The sequence below is a fragment of the Burkholderia sp. Bp8994 genome (genome assembly GCF_003853805.1).
Classification (GTDB): Bacteria; Pseudomonadota; Gammaproteobacteria; order Burkholderiales; family Burkholderiaceae; genus Burkholderia.
In genome coordinates, this window is record NZ_QTQH01000009.1 from 33899 (window position 1) to 51707 (window position 17809).

Annotated in this window: 12 protein-coding genes; 10 read left to right on the forward strand and 2 right to left on the reverse strand. The window is 68.7% G+C overall.

Features of this window, described 5'->3' with window-relative positions; translation table 11 throughout:
• Positions 1-8 precede the first annotated feature (8 nt).
• The 4 genes from DIE04_RS11390 (at position 9) to DIE04_RS11405 (ending at position 3236) form a co-directional block, all read left to right on the forward strand.
• Positions 9-1058 (forward strand): formylglycine-generating enzyme family protein, encoded by a 1050-nt coding sequence (locus tag DIE04_RS11390; protein WP_124520402.1) that lies wholly within the window; start codon positions 9-11, stop codon positions 1056-1058.
• Positions 1055-1864 carry a MetQ/NlpA family lipoprotein gene (locus DIE04_RS11395; protein WP_124520401.1) on the forward strand — a complete coding sequence of 270 codons (810 nt, stop codon included), beginning with the start codon at positions 1055-1057 and terminating at the stop codon, positions 1862-1864. The genes DIE04_RS11390 and DIE04_RS11395 overlap by 4 nt, the downstream gene beginning before the upstream one ends.
• Positions 1858-2844 carry a YkgJ family cysteine cluster protein gene (locus DIE04_RS11400; RefSeq protein ID WP_124520400.1) on the forward strand — a complete coding sequence of 329 codons (987 nt, stop codon included), beginning with the start codon at positions 1858-1860 and terminating at the stop codon, positions 2842-2844. Before DIE04_RS11395 ends, DIE04_RS11400 begins: the two co-directional genes overlap by 7 nt.
• 65 nt (positions 2845-2909) lie before the next feature.
• Complete coding sequence (locus tag DIE04_RS11405; protein WP_124520399.1) at positions 2910-3236, forward strand: antibiotic biosynthesis monooxygenase; 327 nt, start codon at positions 2910-2912, stop codon at positions 3234-3236.
• A 62-nt stretch (positions 3237-3298) separates the two neighbouring features.
• On the opposite strand, the gene DIE04_RS11410 is transcribed toward DIE04_RS11405, so the two are convergent.
• Positions 3299-4231: a LysR family transcriptional regulator gene (locus tag DIE04_RS11410; protein WP_124520398.1), complete on the reverse strand. Its 933-nt coding sequence runs from the start codon at positions 4229-4231 to the stop codon at positions 3299-3301.
• Between the two features lie 203 nt (positions 4232-4434).
• Between DIE04_RS11410 and DIE04_RS11415 the strand changes: the two genes are divergently transcribed.
• The 4 genes from DIE04_RS11415 (at position 4435) to pdeR (ending at position 13148) form a co-directional block, all read left to right on the forward strand.
• On the forward strand, positions 4435-5208 hold the full coding sequence (locus tag DIE04_RS11415) for a putative hydro-lyase (RefSeq protein ID WP_124487714.1): 774 nt from the start codon (positions 4435-4437) through the stop codon (positions 5206-5208).
• Between the two features lie 193 nt (positions 5209-5401).
• Positions 5402-6706: an MFS transporter gene (locus DIE04_RS11420; RefSeq protein WP_044847288.1), complete on the forward strand. Its 1305-nt coding sequence runs from the start codon at positions 5402-5404 to the stop codon at positions 6704-6706.
• A gap of 130 nt (positions 6707-6836) precedes the next feature.
• Positions 6837-10475, forward strand: a complete 3639-nt coding sequence (locus DIE04_RS11425; protein WP_124520397.1) for a hydantoinase B/oxoprolinase family protein — start codon at positions 6837-6839, stop codon at positions 10473-10475.
• Positions 10476-11144: 669 nt separating this feature from the next.
• Positions 11145-13148, forward strand: coding sequence for a cyclic di-GMP phosphodiesterase (gene pdeR, locus DIE04_RS11430; RefSeq protein WP_124487712.1), 2004 nt, complete (start codon positions 11145-11147; stop codon positions 13146-13148).
• A gap of 51 nt (positions 13149-13199) precedes the next feature.
• Here pdeR and DIE04_RS11435 read toward each other — a convergent pair whose 3' ends face one another.
• Positions 13200-14063: a crotonase/enoyl-CoA hydratase family protein gene (locus tag DIE04_RS11435; RefSeq protein ID WP_124487711.1), complete on the reverse strand. Its 864-nt coding sequence runs from the start codon at positions 14061-14063 to the stop codon at positions 13200-13202.
• 559 nt (positions 14064-14622) lie between these two features.
• Here DIE04_RS11435 and DIE04_RS11440 point away from each other — a divergent pair.
• Together DIE04_RS11440 and DIE04_RS11445 are read left to right on the forward strand one after the other, a co-directional pair.
• Complete coding sequence (locus tag DIE04_RS11440) at positions 14623-16593, forward strand: APC family permease (protein WP_124487709.1); 1971 nt, start codon at positions 14623-14625, stop codon at positions 16591-16593.
• A 168-nt stretch (positions 16594-16761) separates the two neighbouring features.
• Positions 16762-17763 (forward strand): OmpA family protein, encoded by a 1002-nt coding sequence (locus tag DIE04_RS11445; protein ID WP_124520396.1) that lies wholly within the window; start codon positions 16762-16764, stop codon positions 17761-17763.
• Positions 17764-17809 lie beyond the last annotated feature (46 nt).

The following is a 17809-nucleotide window of genomic DNA, read 5'->3' on the forward strand; positions in this document are numbered from 1 at the left end:
ACGGCACGATGCGGTTCCGCTTCCGGACACTCGGCGCGGCGCTCGCGGCCACGCTGTTCGCGGCTGCGTTCGCCGTCGGCTATGCGAGCCCGTCGGCGCCGCCCGCCGGCGCCTTCGACGACGCGAATCGCGGCCGCCCGCTCGTGCCGCTCGGCTCGGAGCGGCAGTGCGAGCGCTACTCGGGCCTGCCCGCGAAGTGGCGCGACGACCCGAAGGCCGGGATGGTGCACCTGAGCGGCGGCGCGTTCGTGTTCGGCAGCACACGCGGCTATGCGGACGAGCGTCCGGCGGGCGACGGCAAGACGCGCGTCGGCGGCTTCTGGATCGACCAGACCGACGTGACGATCGCGCAGTTCGCCGCGTTCGTGCAGGCGACCGGCTACGTGACCGAGGCCGAGCAGCAGGGCGGCGCGGCCGTGTTTCACGTGCCGACGCGCGACGAGCTGAACGCGCGCGACCTCGCATGGTGGACCTGGGTGAAGGGCGCATCGTGGCGGCAGCCGCGCGGCCCCGGCAGCAGCGTCGACGGGCTCGGCAACCTGCCCGTCACGCTCGTCACGCAGCGCGACGCGCTCGCGTATGCGCGCTGGCTCGGCCGCGATCTGCCGACCGAAGCCGAATGGGAATACGCGGGCAAGGCCGGTCGCGACGACGCGTCGCTCGATGCGGCGCCGCGCGACGCGCAGGGCAAGCCGGCCGCGAACTACTGGCAGGGCGCGTTCCCGGTGCTCGATACGGCCGAGGACGGCCACGCGGGCCTCGCACCGGTCGGCTGTTATGCGGCGAACGGTTTCCATCTGTACGACATGATCGGCAACGCGTGGGAATGGACGAAGGACACATACACGGGCCAGCATCAGTCGCACACGAACGGCGACACGGCGGCCGTCGCACCGCCGACGCGCCGGCACGACACGCCGATGGTGATCAAGGGCGGCTCGTTCCTGTGCTCGCGCGATTACTGCGTGCGCTATCGCGCGTCGTCGCGCGAGCAGCAGGAAGCGGATCTCGGTGCATCGCATATCGGGTTCCGCACGATTCTGAGGGATGCGTCATGAAGCGGGTGATGCATTGCGTTGCCGCGTCGTTGATCGTTGCGTGCGGTGTCGCCCATTCGGGCTGGATCGTTGCGGCCGAAACCGTCACGTCGACGATCCGCGTCGGCGTGACGCGCGGCGTGCATGCGGACATCCTGGACGAGGTGAAGCGTGTCGCCGCCACGCGCGGGCTGAATGTCGACGTCGTCGAATTCGACGACGCGTCGCGCATCGATACCGCGCTCGCCGACGGCAGGATCGACGCGGCGAGCTTCGAGGACGCGCAGCGCCTTGCCGCGACGCGCACGGCGAAAGGTCATGCACTGAACGCCGTCGCGCCGACCGTCACGCTGCCGATGGCGCTCTATTCACGAAAGATCAGGAGTCTGAACGAACTGCAGCCCGGCGCGACGGTCGCGATCCCGGCCGATCCGCGCGGGATGGCTCGCGCGCTCGTGCTGCTGCAGAACGACACGCTGGTGACGCTGCGCGACCAGGCCGGCCTGCACGCGACGCTGCGCGACGTGACGGGCAACCGGCTCGCGCTGAAGTTCGTCGCGCTGCGCCGCGACCGGCTGCATGCGGCGCTCGACTCGGCCGCGTTCGTCGCGATCGACTACGAGGACGCCGCGCGCGCTGGGCTGCAACCGGCGCGCGACAGCATCAATCTCGAGGATGCGCGCTCGCCGTATGCGAACGTGCTGACCGTGCGCGACGCCGACCGCACGAAGCCGTGGGTCGCGCAGCTCGTCGCCGCGTATCACTCGCACGACGTCGCGCATTTCATCCTGACACGCTATCAGGACTCGGTGCGGCGGCCGTGGTAGACGACTACCGCCTCGCGTGCAATGCGTGCGGCCGCTGCTGCAACAGCGCGCCGACGCTGTCGTTGCGCGAACTGTTCCGGCATCGGCACCGCTTCGTCGGCGCGCTGACGATCCATCGTGTGCCGAAGCGGCGCATCGGTGAACGAACGCGCGCGGGCGGACGCGAGCATGCGCTCGACGCGGACGACATCGCCGCCTGCGATGCGCTCGCGAACGCGTTGTTCCACCGCGCACGCGGCGCGAACGACGAATGGATTGCGCTGACGCTTCAGGGCTACGACTATCCGTCGCTCGGGCGCTGTCCTGCATTGGCCGACGACGGCCGCTGCAGCGTGCATGCGGACAAGCCTTCGATCTGCGGCGCCGTGCCGCTCGATCCGATGCTGCCGGACCGCCTGCAATCCCGCGTGCTCGCCGGGCGGCGCGACGAGACGGCGTGGCTCGGTGCGAATTGCATCGTCGGCGCGGACGACGGCACGGCTTCCGTCGATATGGCGTCGGCGCTGCCGCTCGTGACGGCAGGGCAGCTCGCGGACCGCGCGGCGCTCGACACGTTTCGCGATGCGCTCGCGTTCGAGCGTGCGGTATGGCGCGACGCGGTGTTCGCATCGCTGATCGACGGCGGACCGCAGGTGCGCGCGGCGTTGGCGCGGCTTGCGCCCGGCGGTTACCTGACGATGTCGATCGTGCCGGTGCTGCTGGCGGTCGCATCGGTGTCCGCACATTGCCGCGCGTTGTGCATCGACTTCATCGACGCGCAGCGCGCGTTGATCGACGCACGTATCGAGGCGGCGCTCGCACGCCGTCGTCTTGACGACCGGCCGGCGACGGCCGAATTGCGCGGCTTTGCGCAGGCACTCGAACGTGCGGGGAACGCACTCGCCGCCATGCCGGCCGCCACGGCGGGCACGCGCACCGACGCCCCGCGCATCGACGCGTGGCTCGACGATCGGCACGCTTCCATCGCGCTCACCGCGTGACACCGGCGGCACGCCGCGCGTGCCTTACACTTGGCGCTCTTTCAACCGTCTCCGATGGGGCGCGCATGTACGCATCGACCTTCATTTTCCGCGCAGGGCAATACGACGACGAATTCCACCGCCTCGACCGGCAGATCGCCGACATGGCGCGCGCGACGCCCGGCTACCTCGGCGAGGAGACGTGGGAGAACGCCGAGGCGGGGCTGATCCAGAACGTCTACTACTGGGAATCGGAGGCGGCGCTGCGGCAGTTGATGCAGCATCCCGCGCATCTGGAAGCGAAGGCGAAGCAGGCGCGCTGGCTGGACGGCTATCGCGTGGTGATCTCGCAGGTGCTGCACGAGTACGGCGACGGCAAGCTCGCGCAGCCGCATGCGCGGCAGCCGGCGTAAGCCGATCGCCGAACGGGCGATTCAGGCGCCGTGCGTGATCCGCCCGGCATCGCCACACGACATCAAAGCGCCTCGACCAGCAGCCGGTTGCTCTTCTCGCAATACTCGTGACACGCGGCGCGTGCCGCGATCGACGCGCCATGCACGAACTTCGGCGCGTCCGCCCGCCGTGACATCGACACGACGATCGACGGCGGCGACGGCTGCAGCGGCAGCTCGACGACCTCGCCGCTCGCGATCAGCGCATCCACGAACAGCACCGGAATCGCGGCGACGCCGAAGCCGTCGCGCACGAGCTGCACGATCACCGAGATCGACGGCGAGCCGGTGATGCGCGTCTCCGACAGCGGCACGCCATGCGCGTGCGCGAGCGTGCGCACGATGTCCTCGAGCGCGCGGTGCGGCGCGGTACCGCGCCCGTAGGTCAGGATCGGCTGGCGCAGCACCTGCCGCGCGAGGCCGGCGCGCGCAGTCGGCAGCAGCCCCGCGCGCGCGATCCAGCGCACCGGATAGTTCGCGAGCGCGTCACAGACGACCGACGCCTCGTCGCTTCCCTCCACGCGAATGATCAGGTCCAGTTCGCCGGCCATCAGCCGGCGCTGCAGCACGACACTGACGTCGACGGTCAGGTCGATCTCCAGTTGCGGATAGTCGGCGGCGAGGCGGCGCAGGTAATGCGGCAGCCAGCTGTGCACGACCGTCTCGATCACGCCGAGCCGCAACTTGCCGCGCAGCGCGCTTTCGCCGGCCGCGGCGGCCTGCAGCTCGTGTGTCGCCTCGACGACGGCCTTCGCATAGCCGAGCAGGTACTCGCCGTTCGGCGTGAGCCGGAATTCGCGGCTGTCGCGATCGACGAGCACGGTCTGCAATTCGTCCTCGAGCGCCTTCAGGCGCTGCGAGATCGCGGCCGGCGTCGCATGCAGCGCGGCGGCCGTCGTGCGGAAGTTGCGCAGCTTCGCGAGCGTGACGAAGGTTTCGAGGAAACGCGTGTTCATGGCGGTCGGCAAGGCGTTGGGCGCGCAGCTTGCCCCGCTGAAAAAATGAACGGGACTGGGGAAAACCCGGCTTCGTGTAAAGAAATTCTATACACGCGACGCAAAAAAACTCGTTGGCGACAAAATTTTTTCTTTTCTATTCTTCGCCGTATCCGCTGACGCAACCGTCATTCCGACGACATATCGATCTGCCCGCGACCATCATGACGCCTACCGAATTCCGCCAGTCCGTGCGCAACGGCACGTTTCGCAGCCCGACGGCCGGCCAGTGCGGCCCGTTCGCGCAAGCCAATCTCGCGATCCTGCCGAACGCGTACGCGCACGACTTCCTGCGCTTCTGCCAGGCGAACCCGAAAGCGTGCCCGCTGCTGGGCGTGGGCGAACCCGGCGCGTTCCGGCTCGACGTGCTCGGCGAGGATCTCGACATCCGCACCGACGTGCCGAGCTACAACGTCTACCGCGACGGGCGCCTGACGGAGCGGGTCGAATCGCTCGAAGCGCTGTGGCGCGACGATTTCGTCGTGTTCGCGATCGGCTGCTCGTTCTCGTTCGAGGACATGCTGGCGCGCGAAGGGATCGGGCTGCGCCACATCGAGGAGGGTCGCAACGTGCCGATGTACCGTACGACGATTCCGAACCGGCGCGCGGGAATCTTCGGCGGCCAGCTGGTCGTGTCGATGCGGCCGCTGCGCGGCGCCGACGCGATCCGCGCGGTGCAGATCACGAGCCGGTTCCCGGGCGTGCACGGCGCGCCGGTCCATATCGGCCATCCGCAGGAACTGGGCATCGCCGATCTCGGCGCGCCCGATTTCGGCGACGCGGTGACGGTGCGCGACGGCGAACTGCCGGTGTTCTGGGCGTGCGGCGTGACGCCGCAAACCGCGCTGATGGACGCGAAGCTGCCGCTCGCGATCGCGCATACGCCCGGCTACATGCTGATGACCGACATCACGAACGCGTCGCTGGCCGTGTTCTGACCCGACCGACGCCGGCGGCCCGCACGGGCGCCGGTCCGGCCCCGGCGCGGCGGCATGCCGCGACCACAGACGATCCGCCCGCCCGGAGGGCGGCGCGCACCCGCGGCGCGACGCGCGCAAGCAACGCACGACGCAAGAAGCGCACGACACCACACGCAAGGTTTCGACCGCATATTTCGACAGGAGCTTCACCATGGAAAGCAAGACCCTCGCGGCGCCCGCCGCCGACCCCGCGGGCCCCGCACGCAACGGCCTGTTCGGATGGTATGCGGACGCGCAGCCGCGCGAACGCCGCGCGTTCTGGAGCTGCAAGGTCGGCTACATGCTCGACGGGATGGATACGCAGATGCTGTCGTTCGTGATCCCGACGCTCGTCGCGACGTGGGGCATCTCGCTCGCGGACGCCGGCTTCATCGGCACGATGACGCTGCTCGCGTCGGCGCTCGGCGGCTGGATCGCGGGCATCCTGTCCGACCGGATCGGCCGCGTGCGCACGCTGCAGCTGACGGTGCTGTGGTTCGCCGTGTTCACCGCGCTGTGCGGGCTCGCGCAGAACTATCACCAGCTGCTCGCGGCGCGCGCGCTGATGGGCTTCGGCTTCGGCGGCGAATGGACGGCCGGCGCGGTGCTGATCGGCGAAGTGATCCGCGCCCGCGATCGCGGCAAGGCGGTCGGCCTCGTGCAGTCGGGCTGGGCGATCGGCTGGGGGCTGTCGGCGCTGCTGTATGCGCTGCTGTTCTCGGTGCTGCCGGCCGAACAGGCCTGGCGCGCGCTGTTCCTCGTCGGCCTCGCGCCGGCGCTGCTGGTGGTCGTGATCCGCCGCTACGTGAAGGAGCCGGACGTCTACGAGAAGGAGAAGGCCACGCAGGCGAAGGTAGCCGACGCGCCGCGCCTCACCGAAATCTTCGCGCCGAAACTGCTGTCGACGACGCTGCGCGCGGCGCTGCTGACCACCGGCGCGCAGGGCGGCTACTACGCGATCACGACCTGGCTGCCGACCTTCCTGAAGACCGAGCGGCACCTGACCGTGATGGGCACCGGCGGCTATCTCGCGATGATCATCTTCGGCTCGTGGGTCGGCTACCTGACGAGCGCGTACCTGACCGACCGGCTCGGCCGCAAGCCGAACTTCATCCTGTTCGCGCTCGGCTCGATGGTGATCGCGTTCGCCTACACGTCGCCGGTGCTGCACCTCACGAACGCGTCGATGCTGTGGCTCGGCTTCCCGCTCGGCTTCTTCGCATCGGGCATCTTCTCCGGGATGGGGGCGTTCCTCACCGAGCTGTTCCCGACGCGGGTGCGCGGCTCGGGCCAGGGCTTCTGCTACAACGTGGGCCGCGCGATCGGCGCCCTGTTCCCGTTCCTGATCGGCGCGCTGTCGAAGCACTACGGGCTCGGCGCGAGCATCGGGATCTTCGCGGTCGCCGCCTACGGCGTGTTGATCGTCGCCGCGCTGACGCTGCCCGAGACGCGCGGCCGCGAACTCGACGCCGCATAACGCCGCATGGGCGGGCGCCCGCCCGCCGCCTTTCTACCGCTCCCTTTTCATCGAAGCCCTCACGCGGCGCGCGACGCGCGCCGTGCGGCGGCGCTCGTCCTTCGTTCAACGACGCATCGAGTTCATCGCCATGACTGACCGACACACTTTCCCCGTTTCCTCCGACGCCGCGCGCTGGCAATTCTGGATCGACCGCGGCGGCACCTTCACCGACATCGTCGCGCGCCGGCCCGACGGCTCGCTCGTCACGCACAAGCTGCTGTCGGAGAATCCCGAGCAGTATCGCGATGCGGCCGTCGCCGGCATCCGCCACCTGCTCGGCCTCGCCGACGGCGAGCCGATCACGCCCGAGCGCGTCGACATGGTGAAGATGGGCACGACGGTCGCGACCAACGCGCTGCTCGAACGCAAGGGCGAACGCACCGCGCTCGCGACGACGCGCGGCTTTCGCGACGTGCTGCGCATCGCGTACCAGAACCGGCCGCGCCTGTTCGATCTCGACATCGTGCTGCCCGATGCGCTGTACGAGACGGTCGTCGAGGTCGACGAGCGGATCGGCGCGCACGGCGACGTCGTCGTGCCGCTCGACGTGCAACGCGCGGAAGCGGCGTTGCGCCGCGTGTTCGACTCGGGCGTGCAGGCGCTGGCCATCGTGCTGATCCACGGCTATCGCTACACCGCGCACGAGCGCGCGCTGGCGGACCTCGCGCGCCGGATCGGCTTCACGCAGGTGTCGGTGTCGCACGAGGTGTCGCCGCTGATGAAGATGGTGTCGCGCGGCGATACGACCGTGGTCGACGCCTACCTGTCGCCGATCCTGCGCCGCTACGTCGAGCAGGTCGCGCACGAGATGCCCGGCGTGAACCTGCAGTTCATGCAGAGCAGCGGCGGCCTGACGCGCGCCGACGCGTTCCAGGGCAAGGACGCGATCCTGTCCGGCCCGGCCGGCGGCATCGTCGGGATGGTGCGCGCCGCGCGCGCGGCCGGCTTCGAGCGCGTGATCGGCTTCGACATGGGAGGCACGTCGACCGACGTGTCGCACTACAACGGCGAATTCGAGCGCGTGTTCGAGACGCAGGTGGCCGGCGTGCGGATGCGCGCGCCGATGATGAGCATCCACACGGTCGCGGCCGGCGGCGGTTCGGTGCTCGGCTTCGACGGCGCGCGGCTGCGCGTCGGGCCCGAATCGGCCGGCGCGAACCCGGGGCCGGCCGCCTACCGGCGCGGCGGCCCGCTGACGGTGACCGACTGCAACGTGATGCTCGGCAAGATCCAGCCCGATCACTTCCCGCGCGTGTTCGGCCCGCATGCGGACCAGCCGCTCGACCGCGACGGCGTGGCCGCGAAATTCGCGGCGCTCGCCGACGAGATTCACGCGGCGACCGGGCGGCGCGACACGCCCGAGGCGCTGGCCGAAGGGTTCCTGGAAATCGCGATCGGCAGCATGGCGAACGCGATCAAGAAGATCTCGGTGCAGCGCGGCCACGACGTGTCGCGCTACGTGCTGACGACGTTCGGCGGCGCGGGCGGCCAGCACGCCTGCGGCGTGGCCGACGCGCTCGGGATGACGCAGGTGTTCGCGCATCCGCTCGCGGGCGTGCTGTCCGCTTACGGGATGGGGCTCGCCGACCAGACCGCGATGCGCGAGCGCGCGGTGGAAGCCGTGTTGTCCGATGAATCGTTGCCGGCGCTGAACGCGGCGCTCGACCGGCTGGCCGACGACGCGGTCGGCGCGCTGCTCGAACAGGGCGTGGCGCCGGAGCGCATCGCGACCGAGCGGCGCGTGCACCTGCGCTACCAGGGCACCGATTCCGCGCTCGACGTGCCGGCCGGCAGCGTCGCCGCGATGCAGCAGGCGTTCGAGGCCGCGTACCGGCAGCGCTATGCGTTCCTGATGCCCGGCACGCCGCTGGTCGCCGAGCTGGCATCGGTCGAGGCGATCGGCCGCTCGGATGCGCCGGTCGAGATCGCACCGCTCGTGCCGCGCGACACGGGCGCGGCGCCACGCGCGCACAGCGCCGTGCGTTTCCATTCCGGCGGTCAATGGCACGACGCGGCGCTGTACGTGCGCGACGCGCTGCTGGCCGGCGACGCGATCGACGGCCCGGCGATCGTCGCGGAGAAGAACGGCACGACCGTCGTCGAACCCGGCTGGCGCGCGCAGATGACCGCGCAAGGCAACCTCGTGCTGACGCGCACGACGCCGCTGCCGACGCGCCGCTCGCTCGGCACCGATGCCGATCCGGTGCGGCTCGAGATCTTCAACAACCTGTTCATGTCGATCGCCGAGCAGATGGGGCTGCGGCTGCAGAACACCGCGTATTCGGTGAACATCAAGGAGCGGCTCGACTTCTCGTGCGCGATCTTCGATGGCGATGGCAACCTGATCGCGAACGCGCCGCACATGCCGGTGCATCTGGGCTCGATGGGCGAGAGCATCCGCACGGTGATCGAGCGCAACCGCGGCCGCATGCGCGACGGCGACGTGTTCATGCTGAACGACCCGTATCACGGCGGCACGCACCTGCCGGACGTCACCGTCATCACGCCGGTGTTCGCGGACGGCTCGGACACGCCGCTGTTCTACGTCGGCTCGCGCGGCCACCATGCGGACATCGGCGGCACGACGCCGGGCTCGATGCCGCCCGATTCGACGCACATCGACGAAGAAGGCGTGCTGATCGACAACTGGCAGCTCGTGTCGGCGGGCGTGCTGCGCGATGCCGACACGCGCGCGCTGCTCGCGTCGGGCCGCTATCCGGCGCGCAACGTCGAGCAGAACATGGCGGACCTGCGCGCGCAGGTCGCGGCGAACCAGAAGGGCGTCGACGAGCTGCGGCGGATGGTCGGGCAGTTCGGCCGCGACGTCGTGCTCGCGTTCATGGGGCACGTGCAGGACAACGCGGAAGAAGCGGTGCGGCGCGTGATCGGCGCGCTGCAGGACGGCGCGTATCGTTATCCGCTCGACAACGGCGCCGAGATTCGCGTCGCGATCCGCGTGGACCGCGCGGCGCGCCGCGCGGAGATCGACTTCACCGGCACGTCCGCGCAGCTCGACAACAACTTCAACGCGCCGAAGGCCGTCTGCATGGCCGCGGTGCTGTACGTGTTCCGCACGCTGGTCGGCGACGACATCCCGCTGAACGCCGGCTGCCTGAAGCCGCTGACGGTGATCGTGCCGGCGCGCTCGATGCTGAACCCCGAGTATCCGGCGGCCGTGGTATCGGGCAACGTCGAGACGTCGTCGGCGATCACCAACGCGCTGTACGGCGCGCTCGGCTGCGTCGCATCGAGCCAGGGAACGATGAACAACTTCACGTTCGGCAATGATCGCTACCAGTACTACGAGACCATCGCCGGCGGCAGCGGCGCGGGCGACGGCTTCGCGGGCGTCGGCGCGGTGCAGACCCACATGACGAACTCGCGGCTGACCGACCCGGAGGTGCTCGAATGGCGCTATCCGGTGCGGCTCGACTCGCATCGGCTGCGCGCGGGTTCCGGCGGCGCCGGGCGCTGGCGCGGCGGCGACGGCGCGGTGCGGCGGATCCGCTTCCTCGAGCCGATGACCGCGTCGATCCTGTCGAACAACCGGATCCACGCGCCGTTCGGCGCGGCGGGCGGCGAGGCCGGCGCGCTCGGTCGCAACACGATCGAGCGGGCGGACGGCACGGTCGAGACGCTCGAGCATATCGGCCGCGCGCAGATGGCGCCGGGCGACGTGTTCGTCGTCGAAACGCCGGGCGGCGGCGGGTACGGCGCGGCGGGCTGAGCGGCAGGGGGCGCACGCGGAAAGCGGTGCGGCGGGGCGCCCGCCGCACCGCTTTCGCGCGTTCCGGGCGGCGATCGCACCGGTTCCATTCATGCCGCTGCATCGGCTGCGCGGTCCGGCGATCTATTCGCTCGCACCGATCGACGCGATGTTGCAACGGCGCTGGGAATAAGGGCGCGCATTCACGCACGAACGGGCAACGAGAATCCCGATTCCGCGCGCTGCGCAATGCGATCCGACCCCGCCGCAGCGCCGTGCCGACACATCGCTGCCGGGATGCCTCGATTTCCCGCAAACCGCCGTCCGGCGGGGCGCTCCGGCGATTCCACCGGCCGGGTTCGACGCGTTCGCGACCGGCTTCATGCGTCCCGCCGATCACGAAAAATCCGTTATGCCAACCGAGTTCCGATTCCTTGACACCTCGTTCCAAATGTGAGTGCCAATCTTCTTCGTCATTTGATAAGATGGGTTCCATCATTCGTTTGGAAAACCTGCGCGCGAGATGCGCGAACGCCGGTTCGCATTGGTTGGAAACAAGTACGGAACGAGGGCCACTGGCACGGTCATCACGACTGCCCCACCAGGTAGGCGCACTGCGCGCCCGGGGATCGGGGGCGGCCGGCTCGCCTCCGTCTACACTGTGCGTTTTTTCTGGATCGGGGCGTGTCCATGGATGACGAAAACGATCGCGCCGTGCTCGAAGCGCATCTCGGTACGCATAGCCCGTGCTGGCGGCTCGGCAGCGATAGCAATGCACTCGAGCTGGCCGCCGTTCGCGGCCTGACCAATGTCGCGGTGGCGCTGACCGGCGAGCAGGCCGCGCGAATCCGCGCGCTCACCGGCGTCACGTCGCACCTCGTGCTCGAACTCGCGCTGTTCGGCGATCCGGTCAGCCTCCATCTGGTCGGCAGGAAGGTCGACACCGCCAATTGGGCCGGCACCGCCTCCGCCTATTCCGATACCGCGTCCGTCGCGGGCGACCTCGCGCACGGGCTCGCGTTCGCCGAGCAGGTCGTGTCCGAGGTGAATTCGCTCGTCGTGATCCTCGACCGCAACGGCATGGTGCAGCGCTTCAACCGCCTGTGCGAGGAAGTGACCGGCAAGCGCGAGGTCGACGTGATCGGCCGCAGCGCGTTCGAGCTGTTCATGAGCCCCGACCAGGGTGCGCAGTCGCGCAGCAACATCACCGGCTTTTTCGCGAGCAACCGGGCGTTCGAGGTCGAGCGCTACATCAACACGGTCAACGGCCCGCGCCTGTTCCAGTTCCGCAACAAGTTCGTGCAGAGCGGCAGCGGCGCCGACGAGCAGTTCCTGATCTGCTCGGGCGTCGACGTCACCGAGGAGCGCAACGCGCAGCAGCGGCTCAGCGAACTCGCGAATTCCGACGTGCTGACCGGCTTGCCGAACCGTCATGCAATCAGCGAGCGCATCCGCGTCGCGCTGGCCGCGGACCGCACCGACGTGCGCGGCCAGGTCGGCATCCTGTTCCTCGATCTCGACAACTTCAAGCGCGTCAACGACCACTACGGGCACATCACCGGCGACCGCCTGCTGCAGGACGTGTCCGCGGTCATCGGCGGCTGCCTGCCGTCCGGCGCGACGCTCGCGCGGCTCGGCGGCGACGAATTCCTGGTGCTGTTCGAGCACGGCACGCGGCCGCTGCTCGAGGCGACCGCGCAAATCATCCTCGAGCGGCTGCGTACGCCGATCCACCTCGGGCTGGTGGAGGTCTACACGAGCTGCTCGATCGGCATCGCGATGTATCCGCAGCACGGCGATTCGCTCGAAACGCTGATCCGCAGCGCCGACACCGCGATGTACGTCGCGAAGGAAGAGGGCAAGCATACGTACCGCGTGTTCTCGCTGGAGATGAACCAGAAGGTCGCGAAGTACATGTGGCTCGACACGAACCTGCGCAAGGCGCTCGAGGAAGAGCAGTTCGTGCTGCACTACCAGCCGGTCGTCGACATCGCGACCGGCGACGTGCACGCCGTCGAGGCGCTGATCCGCTGGCAGTCGCCGGATCGCGGGCTCGTCGCGCCGATCGAGTTCATCCGCTTCGCCGAGGAATCGGGGCTGATCGCGCCGCTCGGGCGCTGGGTGATGCGCACCGCGGCCGCGCAGGCCGCCGCGTGGAAGGCGAAGGGGCTCGACGTGCGGATCGCGGTGAACGTGTCCGCGCGGCAGTTGCAGGACATGAACATCGTCGATCAGTTCGCGTCGATCCTCGACAGCGCCGGGTTGAAGCCGAGCCTCGTCGACATCGAGCTCACCGAAAGCAGCTTCATCGAGGACGAAGAAGCGGCGCACGAGCTGATGAAGCAGTTCCGCCAGCTCGGCGCGGAGGTTCACCTCGACGATTTCGGCACCGGCTATTCGTCGCTGTCGCAACTGTCGCGGCTGCCGCTCGATTCGATCAAGCTCGATCGCAGCTTCATCACGGGCATCGACCGCAACCCGCGCTCGCAGGCGCTGGTGCGCTCGGTCGTGTCGCTCGCGCGGGCGCTGAGTTTCTCGGTGGTCGCCGAGGGCGTCGAGACGCACGCGGAAGCCGAATTCCTGAAGCAGATCAGCGTCGACCACGCGCAGGGTTTCTACTTCGCGCGGCCGATGCCGGCCCAGGCCTTCGAGGCCTGGCTCGCGGAAACCAGAAAGCTCAGGCTGATCGCCTGAGCCTCCCCGCATGACGGGCGCCGCCGCTTGCGCGGCGGCGCGCCGCTCACGTCACACCGTGCGCAGCTTCGACACGCGCCGGTTCTGCAGCATCACCAGGCGTTCCATGTACGCGAGATCCTTCGGCTCGATCGTGAACGCCGCGTGCACCCATTCCTCGGTGATGTCCATCAGCTCGGAACGCGTGAGATGGAACACGCGTTCGCGGGCGCGCAGCATCGCGCGCACGCCGTTCAGCTTCGGCTTCATCACGTCGATGAAGGTGCGTGTCGCGAGATATGCGTCGCCCGCGTCGAACGTCTGGTCGATCAGCCCGCGATCCTCGTACCACTCGGCCGCATGCGCCTCGCCGGACGAGATCAGCGATTCCGCGAGCCCGCGGTCCGCCTTGCGCGCGACCAGCGAATAGCCGCCCATGCCCGGGAACAGGTTGAACGCGATCTCGGGGAAGCCGAGCTTCACGCCCTTCTGCGCGAGCATGTAGTGGTGCGCGAGGGCGGCCTCGAAGCCGCCGCCCAGCGCGCTGCCCTCGACCATCGCGATCGAGATCGCCCCGGTGCCGAAGCCCGTGTAGATCTCGTATACGCCGTCGATGCACGAGCGCGCGTAGGCCATCAGCTGGTCGCGGCGGCCGCTGCGGATCGCGTCGACGAAGAAGCTCAGGTCGCCGCCGACGTTGAACAGCTCGGGGACGAGCGAGCCCGTCACCCAGAAGTCGAACGGCAGGCCCGAGTCGCGTGCGACGCGCGCGAGATGGATGATGTCGGTGACGAGTTGCTGGTTGAAGCACGGCCGCGGCTCCGATCGCAGCATCATCCACATGACGTTGCGGCCTTCTTCGTAGAACGCGGTCAGTTGCGTGAGTTCGCCTGCTTCGTAAAACGGACGGCACGCCGGATGGGATTGGAGTTGCATGGTATGTCCTCGAGAGATGTGGTTTTTCAGAGACCGACGCGGCCGGCGACGTGGAAACCTGCCCCCGCACGGCGCCGGCCGCGAGGCACCGCCATTGTTGCGCGCGCACAAATGTCGAATTGCGGGGAACAACGCATGACGGGGGCGCGGGCGGGTATCGCGTCCGGCGCGAACCGTGCGGGTCATGCGGGTGATGCGAACGATGTGGTCGATGTGATCGCCCGGCGGGAGAACCGTGATGAGAGGTGGGCGGGATCGGGCCGGTGGTCGTCAGGGGCGGTGAAGGCAGCGAAGGCAGCGAAGGCAGCGAAGGCAGCGAAGGCGGTGAGGGCGGTGAGGGCGGCCGCGATGACGATGCCGTGCGCGATCCGCGCGATCGGCCGGCGGGCGGTACGGGCACGCCGCTTCGGCCGACGCGCGGCGTGCCGGCCGCTTACGCGGTGAAAGCGACGCCGTGCCGCCGACCGCGTCTCATGGATTGTGCGGACTGGTGCAGCGGCCGGGCGTCGGCTAGCTTTAGAAGATGACGCCGCCGCGCCCGGCGTCCCGGGAGGGGACCGTGACCGCATTCCAGAAGATGTGGCAGCTGCTCGTCGGGAAGCCGCTGGACCCGCTCGATCCGCGCACGCGCCATGCGATCGCGGTGACGCCGTTGCTGGCCTGGGTCGGACTCGGCGCGGACGGCCTGTCGTCGTCGTGCTACGGCCCGGAGGAGGCGTTCCTCGCGCTCGCGCACCACACGCCGCTTGCGCTGTTCCTCGCCTGCGCCACCGCGGCGACCGTGTTCATCATCGCGCTCGGCTACAACCAGGTGATCGAGCTGTTCCCGACCGGCGGCGGCGGCTATCGCGTCGCGACCTCGCTGCTCGGGTCGAAGCCGGGGCTCGTGTCGGGCGCTGCGCTGCTGGTCGACTACGTGCTGACCGTCGCGACGTCGCTCGCGAGCGGTGTCGACGCGTTCTTCAGCCTGCTGCCGGTCAGTGCGCAGGCGTTCAAGCTCACGACCGAGATCGTGCTGATCCTGCTGATGACGGGGCTCAACTTCCGCGGGATGCGCGAATCGATCATGGTGCTGCTGCCGATCTTCATCGGCTTCGTCGTGCTGCATTTCGGGCTGATCGTGTACGGCGTCGCGGTGCACGGCAGCGCGCTGGCGACGATCGTGCCCGACGCGGTGCACGAGGCGCACGGGATGTCGCAATCGCTCGGCGTGTTCGTGATGCTCGCATTGCTGATGCGCGCGTTCTCGCTCGGCGGCGGCACCTATACGGGCCTCGAGGCCGTGTCGAACAACGTGAACATGCTCGCCGATCCGCGCGTGCCGAACGGCAAGGCGACGATGTGGTACATGTCGACGTCGCTCGCGTTCACGGCCGGCGGCATCATCCTGCTGTACATGCTGTGGCACGCACGGCCCGTCGAAGGCGAGACGCTCAACGCGGTCGTGTTCGGCAGCGTGATCGATCATCTCGGGCTCGGCTCCGCGGTCGCGCGCCACGCGCTGCTCGCGGCGGTGCTCGCGTTCGAGGCAGGGCTGCTGCTGGTCGGCGCGCAGACGGGTTTTCTCGACGGGCCGGCGGTGCTGTCGAACATGGCGTCGGACTCGTGGGTGCCGCGCCATTTCCGCGACCTGTCGACGCGCCTCGTGCGGCAGAACGGCATCATCGTCGTCGGCCTGTCGGGCCTGCTGATCCTGCTGTGGACGCACGGCAGCGTCGACGTGCTCGTCGTGCTGTACAGCATCAACGTGTTCCTCACGTTCAGCATGTCGCTGCTGGGGCTGTGCACGTACTGGTGGCGCCATCGCAGCGAGCGCGGCTGGTTCAAGCACTTCTTCCTGTCGGCGCTCGGGTTCAGCGTGACGTCGACGGTGCTCGTCATCACGCTGATCGAGAAGTTCACGGCCGGCGGCTGGCTCACGGTGCTCGTGACGAGCGCGGTGATCGCGCTGTGCGTCATGATCAACCGCCACTACGCGTACACGCGCGCGCAGCTCGCGAAGGAAGACGCGCTGTTCTCGGGGCCGCCGCCTGCAGTCGACGAGGCGATGGCGCCGGGCAAGCCCGACCCGTCGCAGCCGACCGCGGTGCTGCTGGTCGGCAAGCATCGCGGCGCGAGCATGCACGCGCTGCTGTGGGTGAACCGGCTGTTTCCCGGGCACTTTCGCAACGTGATCTTTCTCGCGGTGGGCGAGGTCGATGCGAAGGCGTACGACGGGCACGAGCATCTCGAGCGGCTGCGTCACACGATCACCGAAGCGCTCGACTATTACGTCGCGCACTGCCGCCGCAACGGCATCGCGGCCGACTACCGGATCGCGTTCGGCACGAACCCGGTCGTCGAATTCATGAACCTCGCGTCGTCGACGCTCGATGCCTATCCGAACGCGGTGTGCTTCGCGAGCAAGCTGATCTTCAGGCGCGTGAATTTCCTGACCGCGTGGCTGCACAACCAGACGCCCGTCGAGCTGCAGGCGCGGCTGCACGTCGAGGGGCGGCAGATGGTGTTGTTGCCGATGAACGTCGGGTAGCGATGCACGCGGGAGACGCCCGCGCACGCCTGGAAACGATTCAACATGACGTGGCGCGTCAGAACGTTCAGTATCCGAAAGCTATTGCCCGTTTTCCCGGAAAGATTTGATAAGATGCGCGCGCTTCGACGCCATCAACAGAACGACAAATCCTTTCCGAGGGGCTCAATGAAGAACGCAGCATCGTCCGTATTCCATGTCGCGCGCCGTGGCCGCAACGCACTGTTCGCCGCCGCGCTGCTGTCACTTTCGTCGCTGGCGAGCGCTGGCGGCGACAAGCCGGGTGCGAAAGATCATCTGTTGCTCACGCGTTTCGCCGGCGCGACCATCACCGCATATTCGCAGACGCCGTTCGACGAGGCGTTCCTGCCGAACCAGCCGATCGACGACGAGAGGACCGCCAAGGGCCTGAATCTCGAAGGCAAGATCACGCGGATCTCGTACGCGATCGACGGCGGCCGGTCGACGCTGGAAGTCGAGCGCAACTATCTCGACGCGCTGCAGAAGGGCGGCTTCCAGATTCTGTTCCGCTGCACGGCGGAGCAGTGCGGAAAGAGCGGCGGCAACGACTTCCAGAGCGTCGTGATCAATTCCGGCCGGCTGCGGCAGGCGGGCGGCGGCGACGCGAACTTCGGCGACAAGCACCGCACGATCCTCGCGAAGCTGCCGCGAGCGTCCGGCGATGCGTATGTGTTCCTGCACATCATGGACAATTCGGCATCGAACAAGCGCACGCTCGTCTACGAGGAAGTCGTCGAAGTGAAGCCGATGCAGACCGGGCAAGTCAAGGTGCTCGATTCCGGTGCGCTGCAGAAGGGCCTCGCCGCGACGGGCAAGATCGCGCTGTACGGCATCTACTTCGACACCGACAAGGCGCAGGTGAAGCCCGAGTCGAAGCCGCAGCTCGACGAGATGGCGAAGCTGCTGACGGCGAATCAGGCGCTGAAGGTGTACATCGTCGGCCATACCGACAATCAAGGGCAGTTCGCGCACAACGCCGACCTGTCGCAAAAGCGTGCGGAGGCCGTCGCGCAGGCACTGGCGACGACCTACAAGATCGCGCCGGCGCGGCTCGTCGCGAAGGGTGTCGGGTCGCTGTCGCCGGTTGCGTCCAACGGCGACGACGCCGGCCGCGCGCAGAACCGCCGCGTCGAACTCGTGCAGCAATAACGCACGCCGGACCGGGCGCACGCGCTGCGCGAACGAACAGGGCCGC

Excerpts from the sequence above, each read along its gene's own strand:
- DIE04_RS11410 (WP_124520398.1), bottom strand. The coding sequence starts at position 4,231 with ATGAACACGCGTTTCCTCGAAACCTTCGTCACGCTCGCGAAGCTGCGC.
- DIE04_RS11390 (WP_124520402.1), top strand. The coding sequence starts at position 9 with ATGCGGTTCCGCTTCCGGACACTCGGCGCGGCGCTCGCGGCCACGCTG.
- DIE04_RS11415 (WP_124487714.1), top strand. The coding sequence starts at position 4,435 with ATGACGCCTACCGAATTCCGCCAGTCCGTGCGCAACGGCACGTTTCGC.
- DIE04_RS11395 (WP_124520401.1), top strand. The coding sequence starts at position 1,055 with ATGAAGCGGGTGATGCATTGCGTTGCCGCGTCGTTGATCGTTGCGTGC.
- DIE04_RS11405 (WP_124520399.1), top strand. The coding sequence starts at position 2,910 with ATGTACGCATCGACCTTCATTTTCCGCGCAGGGCAATACGACGACGAA.
- pdeR (WP_124487712.1), top strand. The coding sequence starts at position 11,145 with ATGGATGACGAAAACGATCGCGCCGTGCTCGAAGCGCATCTCGGTACG.
- DIE04_RS11425 (WP_124520397.1), top strand. The coding sequence starts at position 6,837 with ATGACTGACCGACACACTTTCCCCGTTTCCTCCGACGCCGCGCGCTGG.
- DIE04_RS11445 (WP_124520396.1), top strand. The coding sequence starts at position 16,762 with ATGAAGAACGCAGCATCGTCCGTATTCCATGTCGCGCGCCGTGGCCGC.
- DIE04_RS11435 (WP_124487711.1), bottom strand. The coding sequence starts at position 14,063 with ATGCAACTCCAATCCCATCCGGCGTGCCGTCCGTTTTACGAAGCAGGC.
- DIE04_RS11420 (WP_044847288.1), top strand. The coding sequence starts at position 5,402 with ATGGAAAGCAAGACCCTCGCGGCGCCCGCCGCCGACCCCGCGGGCCCC.